Genomic DNA, 12,588 nt, shown 5'->3' with positions numbered 1-12,588 from the left:
CGCGAGGATGCGGGGATGACCATCGAACGCACTGAACCCTCGACCACGGCCGACGAACGCACGATGCTGGACGGCTGGCTGGACTATCACCGGCAGACCCTCGCGTGGAAGTGCGAGGGCCTGTCCGACGAACAGTTGAGGACCGCCTCCGCGGAACCGTCCGGGCTGACGCTCATGGGCCTGGTGCGGCACATGGCCGAGGTGGAGCGGAGCTGGTACCGCCGGGTCATGGCGGACGAGCAGCTGACCCCGATCTACTACACCGACGAGGACCCGGACGGCGACTTCCATCTCACCGAGGCGGACACCTGGGCGGAGGCGTACGCCACCTGGCAGGCCGAGATCGCGGCGGCGCGGGAGCAGGCGGCGCGGTTCACCCTGGACGACATCTCCCTGGGCAAGCACCGGCGCACCGGCGAGAGTTTCAACCTGCGCTGGATCCACACGCACATGATCGAGGAGTACGCCCGGCACAACGGCCACGCCGACCTGCTCCGTGAGCGGATCGACGGGAACACCGGCGACTGACGTCTCGTCACCCGGAGCGGGCGGGCGCCGTCCGTAAGAGGGCGGAGATCACCCGTGCGGGGCATCATCCGCTCGTCCGCTGTCCCAAACGGGCCCGGAACCAGCAGAGTTGCGCGGGTGCATCGAACGACGACGACCGCAACGCTCCTGGTCACCGTGGCTGTCTCGGCCCTCTCCGGCTGTATGACCGTCCAGCGGCCGGTGGCCCCCGCTCCCCCGGCCGCACCGGCCCCGGCGTCGGTGCCGCGACCGGAGGACAGCGCGTCGCCGCAGGTCGTCCAGGCCCCGGCACGGGAAGCGCTCGAATTCATCAGCCCGTCCCACCGCTCCGCACCGGCCGCCCCTCCCCCGCACCGGGCACCCCTCGCACCCCCGCGCACGGCCCAGGAGCCGGTCCCCCGCGTCCACCCGCACCCCCGGCCGCAGCCCCATCCGCACCCGAAGCCGCACCGTCCCCGGCAGCCGAGCGCGGACATCCCCGACGCGGTCAGGTCGGTACCCAGGAACACGCAGGACGTCTGCGCCCTCGGCAGGAAGTACGGCGGCTGGCAGCCGGACAGCCCGCAGTCGGTCATCTGCGGCCGGACCTACGGGCATTGAGACCCCGGACAGGCGCGAGGGCCCTACGGCCAGCAGGCAGCCCGGCGCTCTACGGCCGCTGTCTCGGCGGCCCCCACGCCCCGCCCTCGCCCCCGCCAGGACCTCCGTCCCCCAGCCGCAGCTCCAGCCGGCCGATCGCGGCCCGCACCCCGTCGCCGTAGCCGTCGTCGGCGAGGACCGCGCAGGCGCTGCGGGCGCGGCGGATGTGGGTGCGGGCGGCGTCGGGGCGGTCGAGCTTCACATAGTCCGCGGCGAGGTTGAGGTGCAGGGACGGGTAGAAGGCGCGGATCGCGACCGCCCCCTCCCGGTCTGCGTCCGCGATGTGCCCGGGGTCTGCGGGGTCGCCCGCGTACCGCCCGTCCGTCAGCTCCTCCGCCGCCGACAACGCCCGCAGGTCCCACGCGAGTTCGTCGGTCGGGTCGTCCTGGGTGTCCGCCAGGTAGTGGGCCAGGGTGCAGCGGTGCAGCGGGTCGCCGTCCTCGCCCAGCTCCGCCCACAGGCCCAGCAGCCGCTCCCGGGCCTCCTCGCGGTCGCCGCCGTGGTGCAGCATGACGACCTGTCCGATCCGCGTCAGCAGAGCGTCCGGCGCCGCCTGCCCCTGTCGCTCCGCCACCGCGTCCTCCGCACTCGCCGGCCACTCCGACTGTCTCTGTCGAAGCTAACCGGCGGCACTGACAATCCCCGTCAGGCGGCCCCGGACCGGCCCCGGTGTGGTCAGCCGAGGTTCGGGATGCGCCAGTCGATCGGGGTGTGACCCTGCTGGGCGACGGCCTCGTTGATCTGGGTGAAGGGGCGGGAGCCGAAGAACTTCTTGGCCGACAGCGGGGAGGGGTGCGCGCCCTTGACCACGATGTGGCGCTCCTCGTCGATCAGGGGGAGTTTCTTCTGCGCGTAGTTCCCCCACAGGACGAAGACGGCCGGGTCGGGGCGCTCGGCGACCGCGCGGATGACCGCGTCCGTGAACTTCTCCCAGCCCTTGCCCTTGTGGGAGTTGGCCTCGCCGGAGCGGACCGTGAGCACCGCGTTGAGCAGCAGGACGCCCTGCTGGGCCCACGGCATCAGATAGCCGTTGTCCGGGACGGGGAGGCCGAGCTCCTCCTTCATCTCCTTGTAGATGTTCCGGAGGGAGGGCGGGGTCCGGACGCCGGGGCGGACCGAGAAGCACAGGCCGTGGCCCTGGCCCTCGCCGTGGTACGGGTCCTGGCCGAGGACCAGCACCTTCACCTGGTCGTACGGCGTCGCCTCCAGCGCGGCGAAGACCTCCTCGCGCGGCGGGTAGACGGGACCCTTCGCGCGCTCCTCCTCGACGAACTCGGTCAGCTCCTTGAAGTAGGGCTGCTGAAGCTCGTCGCCCAGGACCCCGCGCCAGGACTCGGGGAGCATGGAGATGTCGGTCACGTCAACTTCCTTACGGTGTGCGGCGACTGCGATGCGGGACGGCCGCGCGATGCGGTCGCCTCCATGCCCCAGAACCTACAGGCGGCCACTGACAACGGGGGCCGAAAGCCGGGTCACCAGCTGGTCTTGCGGTACAGCTCCCACATCATCATGATCGTCGACGGGTCGAGGGACTGCTCCCCGCCGGAGATGTCGTCGCTCGCCGCGACGTACTGCCGGCCCTGCCACAGCGGCAGCAGCCGCGCGTCGTCCACCAGGACCTGCTGCGCGTCCTCGAACTCCTTGACCACGTCGGCCCGGTCGCTCTCCCGGCGGGACTCGGGCAGCAGTACGTCGGTGATCCTGGTCGACAGGTAGGGCGTGCCGAGCGCGTTCTGCTTCCCCACGAAGGGCGCGATGAAGTTCTCGGCGTCGGGGAAGTCCGGGAACCAGCCGCGCCCGAACACCGGGTACTCGCCCTTCTGGTAGCCGGTCACGTACGTCTTCCAGGGGCGGCTCTCCAGGGTGACCGTGAAGAGCCCGGAGCCGTCCAACTGCCGCTTCAGCTCCTGGAATTCGAGGGCGGTCTCGGAGCCGTAGCGGTCGCTGGTGTACCAGAGGGTGAGGGGGACGCGCTGGTGGATGCCCGCGTCGGTGAGGAGTTTGCGGGCCTTGGGGACGCTGGGGTCCCCGAAGTCGTCGAAGTAGGCGGTGGTGTGGCCGGTGAGGCCCTTGGGGACCATCGAGTAGAGCGGGTCCACGGTGTCGCGGTAGATCTTGTGGGTGATCGCCCCGCGGTCGACGACCTGGGCCACGGCCTTGCGGACGGCGATGTTGCCGGCCCAGCGGTCCTTGGGGTTGAACACCAGGTAGTTGATGTCGGTGCCGGAGCCGTCTATCAGTTGCAGGGTCTTCGAGGCGCGGCCCTGGAGGGCGATGATGTCGTCGGCGGCGAGGCCCCGGTAGGTGACGTCGATCTGCCTGTCCCGCAGTGCCTTCACCATGGTGGCGGAGTCCTGGAAGTAGCGGATCGTCACCGCGCTGTTCTCCCGCTGGGCGAAGCCCTTGTAGCGGTCGTTGCGCACGAGCCGGGCCCGTTTCCCGTCGTCGTACGACTTCAGGGTGTACGGCCCGGAGCCGAAGACCTTGCCGTCCTTGCGCAGGGAGTGCGCGGGGTAGTCGTCGGGGTCGACGATCGACATGGCGGGGGTGGCGAGCACGAACGGGAAAGTGGCGTCGGGCTTGTTGAGGTGGAAGACGACGTCGCGGTCGCCCGCGGTCTCCACCCGGTCGAGGCTGCCGAGCAGGCCGGCGGGTCCGCCCGGCACGTCGATCAGGCGGATGCGGTCGATGGAGTGCTTGACGGCCCGCGCGTCGAGGCGGTCGCCGTCGGCGAACCTCATGCCGGCGCGGAGTTCGCAGCGGTACGTGGTGTTCGAACCGTCCGTGAAACGGCAGGACTTGGCCGCGTCCGGCTCGGGCGTGGTGGCACCGGAGGGGTAGGCGAGCAGCGTCTGGTAGATGTTGCGGAACAGCTCCCAGGACCCGTCCCAGGACGCGGCCGGGTCGAGGGTGCTGGGGGCGCTGGTGGTCCCGACGACGATGGGACGGCGGTCGTCGGAGTTCCCGTTCGAGAACACTCCGCATCCTGCCGCCAGGGTGATCGACGCGATCGCCGCGCCCGCCCGCAGGCCTCGGTTCCGGTTGAACACGCGCTCGCTCCTCGATCCGCCGTGCCAAGGGTCGGCAGACCGTACCGCAGTTCCGCGGCCCGGAATGGTGGTTCGGGAGGGGCTGTTGAGCTGCGTTTTTATGACGACGTTGTCATTCGGCTGTGCGCGTTTCCCGTCTCGACACGGGCGCCGGTTCCGTCAAGGGAACAGTGAAGGGACCGGCGCCCGGGCGGAGTCGGTCAGCCCACTCCGGCGTTGAGGAGGATGCCGCCGTCGACGACGAGGGTCTGGCCGGTGATCCAGTCGGACTGGTCCGAGGTGAGGAACGCGGCGGCGCCGCCGATGTCGGACGGGACGCCGAGCCGGGCCAGCGGGTAGGAGGCGGCGGCCTCCGCCTCGCGGCCCTCGTACAGGGCGGCGGCGAACTTGGTCTTCACGACCGCCGGGGCGATCGAGTTGACCCGCACGCCGGGCGCGAACTCGTGCGCCAGCTGGAGGGTCAGGTTGACCATCGCGGCCTTGCTGACGCCGTACGCGCCGATGAACGGCGAGGCGGAGATCCCGGCGAGGGAGGCGATGTTGACGATGGCGCCGCCGTTCTCCTTCTGCCAGGCGTGCCAGGTCTTCTGGGCGAAGCCGAGGGCCGAGATGACGTTGGTCTCGAAGACCTTGCGGGCGACGTTCAGGTCGAGGTCGGCGATGGGGCCGAACACCGGGTTCGTACCGGCGTTGTTGACCAGGAAGTCGACGCGGCCGAAGGCCTCCATCGTGCGCTCGACGACGACAGCCTGGTGGGCCTCGTCGTGGGCCTTGCCCGCGACGCCGATGACACGGTCGGCTCCGAGGGTCTCGACGGCCTCCTTGAGGGCTTCCTCGCTGCGGCCGGTGATGCAGACCCGGTCGCCGCGGGCGAGCAGTGCCTCGGCGACGCCGTAGCCGATGCCTCGGCTCGCGCCGGTGATGACGGCGACCTTGCCGGAGAGTTCGGGGAGTTCAGTCATTTTTCCGTGTTCCCTAGTTGAGCGGTCCGCCGGCGACGTACAGCACCTGGCCGGAGACGAACCCGGCCGCCTCGTTCGTGAAGAAGGCGACGGCGTTGGCGATGTCGTCGGGCTCGCCGACGCGCTGCACCGGGATCTGGGTGGCGGCGGCGGCCTTGAAGTCGTCGAAGCCCATGCCGACGCGGGCGGCGGTGGCGGCGGTCATGTCGGTGGCGATGAAGCCGGGAGCGACCGCGTTGGCCGTGATGCCGAACTTGCCCAGCTCGATGGCGAGGGTCTTGGTGAAGCCCTGGAGACCGGCCTTGGCGGCGGAGTAGTTGGCCTGGCCGCGGTTGCCGAGGGCGGAGGACGAGGAGAGGTTGACGATCCGGCCGAAGCCCGCGTCGACCATGTGCTTCTGGACGGCCTTGGTCATCAGGAAGGAGCCGCGCAGGTGGACGCCGAGGACGGTGTCCCAGTCGGAGACGCTCATCTTGAAGAGGAGGTTGTCCCGGAGCACGCCCGCGTTGTTGACGAGGATCGTCGGGGCGCCCAGCTCGGCCACGATGCGCGTGACGGCGGCCTCGACCTGTGCCTCGTCGGAGACGTCGGCGCCGACCGCGAGGGCCTTGCCGCCGGCCGCGGTGATCGTCTCCACGGTGTCCTTGCAGGCGGCCTCGTCGAGGTCGATCACGGCGACCGCGCGGCCCTCGGCCGCGAGGCGTACGGCGGTGGCGGCGCCGATGCCCCGCGCCCCGCCGGTGACAATCGCGACCCGCTGCTCAGTGGTGGACATTGCTGGTTCTCCTCGCCCTTGAGTGACTCTCGCCCTCGCGGCCCGCCGGTGAGCGACCGCTTAGTACCTTCGGCCTACGTGACGCTAGAAGCCCTGGCACTCGGTGTCAACGTGCGCGTGGCCCGGTGTGATCCATTACCTCACCAGCAGGTCCAGCAGGCGCTCCGTCTCGGCCGCCGGATCGACGGTGAGACCGGTGTGCACGGGCCCCGGCTGGACCACCGTGGACCGGGGCGCGATCAGCCATCGGAAGCGCCGCCCCGCATCGTCCGAGGCCGCCTGTCCGGCCGCGGCACCGCCCGCGCACACGCCTTCCACGGCACCGAGCGCGGCCCTGATCCCGGCCACGTCGGCGTCCGGGTCGAGAGCGAGCAGCCGTGCCTCGTCCAGATGGGTGCGGGCGCCGACGTAGGACTGGGCGCGGCAGTAGACGAGCACGCCCGCGTTGATGCACTCGCCGCGCTCGATGCGGGGTACGACCCGCAGGAGGGCGTACTCGAAGACGTCCCGGGTGTTCGCCTCGCTCGGGCGGATGATGTGGCGCTCGGTCACTGGAGTCCCTTGATGCGCTCGTGGAGGGAGGGCACGCGCGCGAGGAGGGGTGCCGCGTACGCCTCACGGAGGAGGTCCGGGGTGTCGAAGCCGGGTTCGCCGGTCAGCCAGGCGTCGGGGATCTCGGCGGTGACCTCGGCGAGGAGTTCCGGGGTGACCCGCGGTGCCAGGTCCCCGGCGGCGGTCGCGACGTCCGGGGTGAAACGGGCCAGGGCGTGGTCGGCGGCGTCGTAGGGGCGGGCCGCCGAGGTCCGGGCGCCGGGCCAGTTGTGGTGCCAGATCATGGTGGCGCCGTGGTCGATGAGCCACAGGTCGCCGTGCCACATCAGCAGGTTGGGGTTGCGCCAGGAGCGGTCGACGTTGTTGACGAGGGCGTCGAACCAGACGATCCGGCCGGCCTCCTCGGGGCTCACCGTGAAGGCGAGCGGGTCGAAGCCGAGGGCGCCGGACAGGAAGTCCATGCCGAGGTTGGCGCCGCCGCTGGACCTCAGCAGCTCCTGGACCTGCTGCTCGGGTTCGCCGAGGCCGAGCACGGGGTCGAGGTCGAGGGTCACCAGGCGCGGCACCCGGAAGCCGAGCCGACGGGCCAGCTCCCCCACCACGACCTCGGCGACGAGCGTCTTGCGGCCCTGTCCCGCACCGCTGAACTTCATGACGTACGGCGCGAGGTCGTCGCCCTCGACGAGCCCCGGGAGCGAACCGCCCTCACGCAGGGGCGTGATGTAGCGGGTCGCGATGACTTCTTTGAGCATCGCCCCAGATTACTGGTGCCTTGTCGGGCTCACCGGCGCCTGGTCTGGGCTTATGTGCGGCCGACAGCGGAACGACAGGGACGTTTTACGCGTTCCTGATCTCGATCGGGCCAAGCTCACGACACCGTCTGAACGACGGTCGCCCGCACGTCGTACCCCTTTGCAGACTCACACATGCTTCCCATGGAAGGAACGTCAGCATGACCAGCGAATCGTTCGAACCCGTCACGGCGCCGTCCCGTCGCACCGCGTTGGCGGCGGTCGGCGCGGCGGGACTCGCCGTCGCGCTGACCGCGTGCTCGTCCGACGACTCGTCGTCGGACTCGTCGAGTTCCAAGGACACCTCGGGCTCCACCAGCACGGCCGGCTCGTCCACCGCCCAGGGTGCCGCCGGCGGCACCGAACTGGCGAAGACCTCCGACATCCCCGAGGGCGGCGGCAAGATCTTCGCCAGCCAGGGCGTGGTGGTCACCCAGCCGACGGCAGGCACCTACAAGGCGTTCTCGTCGAAGTGCACCCACCAGGGCTGCGCGGTGAGCAGCATCAGCGGCGGGGCCATCGTCTGCCCGTGCCACGGCAGCGAGTTCTCCGTCACCGACGGCAGCGTCAAGAAGGGCCCGGCCACCCAAGGCCTGCCCGCCGAGCAGATCTCCGTGTCCGGGGACTCGATCACGCTGGCGTGATCGAGGGCGGCTGAGGTGACGGTCAGCCGCGGCCCGCTCGGCGCGGTCGTTTGAGACAGCCCAGCACCTCGTCCGTGGTCGCGACCGTGGCGACCAACGCGAGGGTGTTGCGGATCATCGCGGGGGTGTACTCCGAGGGCACCCCCGCGATGGCGTCACTGGGGACGACGACGGTGTAGCCGCGGTTGACCGCGTCGAACACCGCGTTGGGTACGGCCACGTTGGCCGAGACGCCGGTGACGACGAGTGTGCGGCAGCCCATGTTCCTCAACAGGGCGTCGACTTCGGTGCCCTGGATCGGCGACAGACCGTGCAGCCGTCGTACGACGAAGTCCTGCTCGGCGACCTCGATCGGGGGCGCCACGCGGACCGCCGTGGTGCCCGACAGCTGTTGGACGGGCAGGCGCTCGGCGGCGCGGAACAGCCGGGCGTTGTGGTTCGCGCCCCGGCCGTCGGGCCGGCGTTCGGCGATCGCGTGGATCACCTGGACCCCGCTCTCGTGCGCGGCGGCGACCAGCCGGGCGATGTTCGCCAGCGCACCCGACTGCCGTGCGGCGAGGGCGAGTTCGGGCAGTGCGCTGTCCGGTCCGACCACTCCCTGTTGGCATTCGACGGTCATCAGGACCGTGCTCGCCGTGTCGAGGATCTCACTGAGTCGTGCGTGCGACGGCATGGCGCTCCCTTGTCGTCGACGGCCGGGGCGGGTGACAGTAACGAGCATCGTGTGCGGACGGAAGACGGCCGGCGGTTTTCCCGACCCCTGTTCTGACGTACCGTCAGATGCGGCTGTCCGCCGTGTGTTCCGTAGCCGAAGGGGATCGCATGACCGCCACTCAGCGTCGAGGCCGGAAGATCATGATGACACCCGAGGAGCTGGACGAGTTCCTCGCCGCCGAGCGCACCTGCCGGGTCGCGACCGTCTCGGCGGACGGGGCACCGCACGTCAGCCCGCTCTGGTTCGTGTGGGACGGCACCTCGTTGTGGCTGTACTCGATCACCCGCAGCAAGCGCTGGGCCGACCTGCGCCGCGACCCGCGCGTGGCGGTGGTGGTCGACGGCGGGCACGCCTACGACGAGCTGCGGGGCGTCGAGCTGTCCGGGACCGTCGAGTTCGTCGGCGAGGCCCCACACACGGGCGAGCCGCACCCCGAACTCGTCGCCGTGGAGAAGCTGTTCGCGCAGAAGAACTTCGGCCTGGACGCGATGCCGTACGACGGACGGCACGCGTGGATACGGCTGACGCCGGACACCCTCGCCTCCTGGGACTTCCGCAAGTTGGCGGCGCTGTAAGGCAGTTGGCCGGTGCGTCTCAGGCGACGGTCTCCGCAGCCGACCGCAGTGCCTCGACCGCCGCGCGGATGGACGGGCGGCGGTCGGCGTCGGCACGCCAGACGACGTAGACATGGCGGCGCACACGCTGCTTCAGCGGGACGGTGACGACCCCGGCGGGCATCGGGTGGCGGCCCAGCAGCGGGGCGACGCAGACGCCCAGCCCAGCGGCGACCAGGCCCAGTTGGGTGTGGGTCTCGGCGGCACGGTGGCCGATGATCGGTTCGATGCCCCGGGAGCGGAGCGTGAACATCAGCCATTCGTGGCAGAACTCGCCCTCGGCCCAGGTGATCCACTCGTCGTCGGCGAACTCCCCGAGGTCCACCTCGTCGCGCCCGGCCAGCGGGTGATCGGCGGGCATCGCCACGTCGGCGGGGTCGTCCAGGATCGGCGCCTTGACCAGGCCGTCCGGGAGCGGCATCGGCTTGTTGTACCAGTCCAGGACGACGGCGAGATCGAGATCGCCGCGTACGACGCCCGCGATGCCGCGCTCCGGTTCCTGCTCGGTGGAGCGGACCCGCAGCGCGGGGTGGCGGGAGCGGAGGGCGGCGAGCGCGGCGGGGAACAGGCCGCGGGCGGCGGTCGGGAACGCGGAGATCCTCAACTCCCCGACGACCTGCCCGCGTTGGGCCTCCAGGTCGGACTGGGCCAGCTCGACCTGGGAGAGGATGCGCCCCGCGTGCTCCGCGAGCAGCCGGCCCGCGTCGGTGAGCCGTACCCCCCGCCCGTTCTTCGCGAGCAGCTGCTGCGCGACCTCCCGCTCCAGTTTGGCCATCTGCTGCGAGACGGCCGAGGTCGTCACATGCAGCGCCTCGGCCGCGCCGCTGACCGAGCCGTGCCGGGCAAGGGCGTCCAGGGTGCGCAGGCGCTCCAGGTTCAACATGTAAGCGATCCTACGAGATACCGTGGGCGAAATCTCGCTTGTGCTACGAGGTCGGTGCCAGGATCTTGGTGCTCATGACCACCGTCACGACCACGACCGTCACCGCCCCGGACACCACCGCTCCCCTCCGCCGCCGCGCGCTCGACTGGCGGCTGCGGTTCGGGGCGCTCTCCCTCATCTGGGGCTTCAGCTTTCTGCTCATCAAGGTGGGCACGGACGGCTACGCGCCCTTCCACGTCACCTTCGGGCGGCTGCTGTTCGGGACGGTGGTGCTCGCGGCGGCGATGGCGGTGAAGCGGGAGCGGCTGCCGCGCGGCGGGCGCACCTGGGCCCATCTGACGGTCGCCGCGTTCCTGCTCAACGCCCTGCCCTTCTCCCTCTTCGCCTACTCCGAGCTGACGATCCCGTCCACGCTCGCGGGGATCTGCAACGCGACCTCGCCGCTCTGGGGCATGGCACTCTCCCTGGTCGCCCTCTCGGAGGACCGCCCGACTCGCGTCCGCGTCGCCGGTCTCGGCCTCGGCTTCCTCGGCGTCCTCACGGTCCTCGGCGCATGGCAGGGCTTCAGCGGTCTGGACGCCGGAGGCACGGCGATGGCCCTGCTGGCCTCGCTCTGCTACGCGATCGGCTGGATCTACGTCCGCCGCACGCTGGCGGGCACCGGCTCGTCCCATCTCTCGCTGACCGGGGCCCAGTTGCTCCTGGCGACCGTCCAACTGGCCGTGATCACGCCCCTGTTCACCTCGGTGCCGACCCACTTCCCTCTTCTGCCCCTCCTGGCGATCGCCGCCCTGGGCGCCCTGGGCACGGGCCTCGCCGTCCTCCTCCAGTACGGCCTGGTCGCCGAAGTCGGGCCCACCACGGCCCAGATGGTCACCTACTTCATCCCGGTCATCGCCACTGCGGCGGGGGTCGCGATCCTGGGCGAGTCGTTGACGTGGTCGACTCCGGTGGGGGCGGTGATCGTGCTGGCGGGGGCGGGGCTCACGCAGGTGAGGGCACGGGGGAAGCGGTAGCGCGGGGAGGCTGTGGCGCGGGGGAAGCGTCCGCCCCGCATCCCGGATATACCGGACATCCCCGACATTGCTGGTGACCGGCCTCAGACGTAACCGCGAGCCGGCGCGGGACCGCACGCCGAAGCGATCGCCTCCGCGAGCGGTCCGGTCTCCTCGGCCGTCAGCGTCGAGACGGTGACGCGGATGCCGGGCGGCGCGCTCATCCGGAAGCGGGCGCCCGGGGCCACCGCCCACCCCGCGTGGAGGAGGCGGGAGACCGCGCCGGTCTCGTCCGGTACCGGGATCCAGACGTTGAGGCCGCTGGTGCCGTGGGCCGTGACCCCCCGTTCGGCGAGCGCGGTGATCAGCGCGTCGCGGCGGGCGGCGTACGCGGCTGCCACCGCCGGGGTGTCGACCGCGCCCTCGGCCCACAGACGGGCCACCGCGCGCTGGGTGATGCGGGTGACCCAGCCCGGTCCCAGGCGCTGCCGCCCGCGGACGCGGTCGAGGGTGACGGTGTCCCCGGTGAGCACGGCGAGGCGCAGGTCGGGGCCGTAGGCCTTGGCGGCGGAGCGGACGAAGGCCCAGGTGCGGGTGGTGCCGGCCAGGGGGCGCAGCGGGCGGTCGACGATGCCGTGGCCGTGGTCGTCCTCGATCAGCAGGGTCTCCGGGTGACCGCGGAGCACGGACCGCAGGGCACGCGCGCGCGTGCCGCTCACGACGGCTCCGGTGGGGTTCTGCGCCCGGTCGGTGACGATCAGGGCCCGCGCGCCGGACTCCAGCGCGGCGCGCACATCGTCCGGGAGCGGTCCCTCGTCGTCGACGCGGACGGGAGTCACGCGCAGTCCGAGCGCCGGTACGAGATCGAGGAGACTGCCCCATCCGGGGTCCTCCACGGCGACGGTGTCCCCGGGCTTGAGGTGCGCGGTGAGGACCCGCTCGATGGCGTCGAGCGAGCCCGAGGTGACGGCCACGGGGCCGGGCGGCACGCCGTCCGCGTCCAGCATGGCGCGGGCGATGCGGGCCAGCTCCGGTTCGACCGGGTCGTCGCCGTACATGACCGGCTGCCGGTCGGCCTGCTCGGCGGCGAAGGTGAACGCGCTTGCCAGGGACGGCAGGAGCGCGGGGTCCGGGTTGCCGTGCGAGATGTCGCGCACGCCCTCCGGCACGTCGACCCGGATGTGCTCGCGCCCGGTCGTGGCCGGCTTCGGTCGCACCCGGCTGCCCCGGCGCCCGGCGGTCTCGATGACCCCGCGCTCCCGCAGGGTCCGGTACGCCGCCGCGACCGTATTGGGATTCACCCCCAGCTCGACCGCCAACTCCCGCATGGGCGGCAGCGGTTGCCCAGGCTCCAGCTCTCCCGAACCCACCGCACGCTCGACGTCCGCCGCGATGTCCGCTGCGCGTCGCCCTTCGATCCGATATCCTCCTAGCACAAAG

At 71.4% G+C, this 12,588-nt stretch carries 15 protein-coding genes; 5 read left to right on the top strand and 10 right to left on the bottom strand.

Annotation, left to right across the window (positions count from 1 at the left end; all coding sequences use genetic code 11):
• The first annotated feature begins 15 nt into the window (after positions 1-15).
• Together ACIRB1_RS37725 and ACIRB1_RS37720 are read left to right on the top strand one after the other, a co-directional pair.
• Positions 16-528 carry a DinB family protein gene (locus ACIRB1_RS37725; protein ID WP_403468693.1) on the top strand — a complete coding sequence of 171 codons (513 nt, stop codon included), beginning with the start codon at positions 16-18 and terminating at the stop codon, positions 526-528.
• Between the two features lie 117 nt (positions 529-645).
• Positions 646-1,128, top strand: a complete 483-nt coding sequence (locus ACIRB1_RS37720; protein ID WP_403468692.1) for a hypothetical protein — start codon at positions 646-648, stop codon at positions 1,126-1,128.
• Between the two features lie 49 nt (positions 1,129-1,177).
• Here the strand turns inward: ACIRB1_RS37720 and ACIRB1_RS37715 are convergent, their stop codons facing one another.
• The 7 genes from ACIRB1_RS37715 to ACIRB1_RS37685 form a co-directional block, all read right to left on the bottom strand.
• Positions 1,178-1,741 (bottom strand): hypothetical protein, encoded by a 564-nt coding sequence (locus ACIRB1_RS37715; protein WP_352179542.1) that lies wholly within the window; start codon positions 1,739-1,741, stop codon positions 1,178-1,180.
• Positions 1,742-1,842: 101 nt separating this feature from the next.
• The gene (locus tag ACIRB1_RS37710) at positions 1,843-2,526 is read right to left on the bottom strand and encodes a uracil-DNA glycosylase (protein ID WP_352179543.1); all 684 of its coding nucleotides are present in this window, start codon (positions 2,524-2,526) and stop codon (positions 1,843-1,845) included.
• Between the two features lie 113 nt (positions 2,527-2,639).
• Entirely contained in the window at positions 2,640-4,217 is a 1,578-nt protein-coding gene (locus ACIRB1_RS37705; protein ID WP_403468691.1) for an ABC transporter substrate-binding protein, read from the bottom strand.
• Between the two features lie 200 nt (positions 4,218-4,417).
• Positions 4,418-5,179: an SDR family oxidoreductase gene (locus tag ACIRB1_RS37700; protein ID WP_352179545.1), complete on the bottom strand. Its 762-nt coding sequence runs from the start codon at positions 5,177-5,179 to the stop codon at positions 4,418-4,420.
• A gap of 13 nt (positions 5,180-5,192) precedes the next feature.
• On the bottom strand, positions 5,193-5,954 hold the full coding sequence (gene fabG / locus ACIRB1_RS37695) for a 3-oxoacyl-ACP reductase FabG (RefSeq protein WP_352179546.1): 762 nt from the start codon (positions 5,952-5,954) through the stop codon (positions 5,193-5,195).
• A 135-nt stretch (positions 5,955-6,089) separates the two neighbouring features.
• The gene (locus tag ACIRB1_RS37690; protein ID WP_403468690.1) at positions 6,090-6,506 is read right to left on the bottom strand and encodes a DUF3037 domain-containing protein; all 417 of its coding nucleotides are present in this window, start codon (positions 6,504-6,506) and stop codon (positions 6,090-6,092) included.
• Positions 6,503-7,258 (bottom strand): HipA family kinase, encoded by a 756-nt coding sequence (locus ACIRB1_RS37685; protein ID WP_352179548.1) that lies wholly within the window; start codon positions 7,256-7,258, stop codon positions 6,503-6,505. The genes ACIRB1_RS37690 and ACIRB1_RS37685 overlap by 4 nt, the downstream gene beginning before the upstream one ends.
• Positions 7,259-7,458: 200 nt before the next feature.
• Between ACIRB1_RS37685 and ACIRB1_RS37680 the strand changes: the two genes are divergently transcribed.
• Complete coding sequence (locus ACIRB1_RS37680) at positions 7,459-7,941, top strand: Rieske (2Fe-2S) protein (protein ID WP_352179549.1); 483 nt, start codon at positions 7,459-7,461, stop codon at positions 7,939-7,941.
• 22 nt (positions 7,942-7,963) lie between these two features.
• Here ACIRB1_RS37680 and ACIRB1_RS37675 read toward each other — a convergent pair whose 3' ends face one another.
• On the bottom strand, positions 7,964-8,614 hold the full coding sequence (locus ACIRB1_RS37675) for a cysteine hydrolase (protein ID WP_352179550.1): 651 nt from the start codon (positions 8,612-8,614) through the stop codon (positions 7,964-7,966).
• A 149-nt stretch (positions 8,615-8,763) separates the two neighbouring features.
• On the opposite strand from ACIRB1_RS37675, the gene ACIRB1_RS37670 reads away from it, so the two are divergent.
• Entirely contained in the window at positions 8,764-9,231 is a 468-nt protein-coding gene (locus ACIRB1_RS37670) for a pyridoxamine 5'-phosphate oxidase family protein (RefSeq protein ID WP_403468689.1), read from the top strand.
• 19 nt (positions 9,232-9,250) lie between these two features.
• On the opposite strand, the gene ACIRB1_RS37665 is transcribed toward ACIRB1_RS37670, so the two are convergent.
• Positions 9,251-10,153, bottom strand: coding sequence for a LysR family transcriptional regulator (locus tag ACIRB1_RS37665; RefSeq protein ID WP_266766794.1), 903 nt, complete (start codon positions 10,151-10,153; stop codon positions 9,251-9,253).
• 74 nt (positions 10,154-10,227) lie between these two features.
• On the opposite strand from ACIRB1_RS37665, the gene ACIRB1_RS37660 reads away from it, so the two are divergent.
• On the top strand, positions 10,228-11,169 hold the full coding sequence (locus tag ACIRB1_RS37660; protein WP_352179553.1) for a DMT family transporter: 942 nt from the start codon (positions 10,228-10,230) through the stop codon (positions 11,167-11,169).
• Between the two features lie 83 nt (positions 11,170-11,252).
• On the opposite strand, the gene ACIRB1_RS37655 is transcribed toward ACIRB1_RS37660, so the two are convergent.
• The gene (locus ACIRB1_RS37655) at positions 11,253-12,584 is read right to left on the bottom strand and encodes an aminotransferase class I/II-fold pyridoxal phosphate-dependent enzyme (protein WP_403468688.1); all 1,332 of its coding nucleotides are present in this window, start codon (positions 12,582-12,584) and stop codon (positions 11,253-11,255) included.
• Between the last annotated feature and the right edge of the window lie 4 nt (positions 12,585-12,588).

The organism is Streptomyces sp. NPDC096013 (assembly GCF_044763565.1).
Classification (GTDB): domain Bacteria; phylum Actinomycetota; class Actinomycetes; order Streptomycetales; family Streptomycetaceae; genus Streptomyces.
The sequence above is the reverse complement of the archived record's forward strand: the minus strand, read 5'-3'. Positions and strand labels throughout refer to the sequence as shown.

What these genes read in the sequence shown, in the direction of transcription:
- ACIRB1_RS37675 (WP_352179550.1), bottom strand. Translation starts at nt 8,614, where the DNA reads ATGCCGTCGCACGCACGACTCAGTGAGATCCTCGACACGGCGAGCACG.
- ACIRB1_RS37685 (WP_352179548.1), bottom strand. Translation starts at nt 7,258, where the DNA reads ATGCTCAAAGAAGTCATCGCGACCCGCTACATCACGCCCCTGCGTGAG.
- fabG (WP_352179546.1), bottom strand. Translation starts at nt 5,954, where the DNA reads ATGTCCACCACTGAGCAGCGGGTCGCGATTGTCACCGGCGGGGCGCGG.
- ACIRB1_RS37670 (WP_403468689.1), top strand. Translation starts at nt 8,764, where the DNA reads ATGACCGCCACTCAGCGTCGAGGCCGGAAGATCATGATGACACCCGAG.
- ACIRB1_RS37660 (WP_352179553.1), top strand. Translation starts at nt 10,228, where the DNA reads ATGACCACCGTCACGACCACGACCGTCACCGCCCCGGACACCACCGCT.
- ACIRB1_RS37700 (WP_352179545.1), bottom strand. Translation starts at nt 5,179, where the DNA reads ATGACTGAACTCCCCGAACTCTCCGGCAAGGTCGCCGTCATCACCGGC.
- ACIRB1_RS37680 (WP_352179549.1), top strand. Translation starts at nt 7,459, where the DNA reads ATGACCAGCGAATCGTTCGAACCCGTCACGGCGCCGTCCCGTCGCACC.
- ACIRB1_RS37725 (WP_403468693.1), top strand. Translation starts at nt 16, where the DNA reads ATGACCATCGAACGCACTGAACCCTCGACCACGGCCGACGAACGCACG.
- ACIRB1_RS37665 (WP_266766794.1), bottom strand. Translation starts at nt 10,153, where the DNA reads ATGTTGAACCTGGAGCGCCTGCGCACCCTGGACGCCCTTGCCCGGCAC.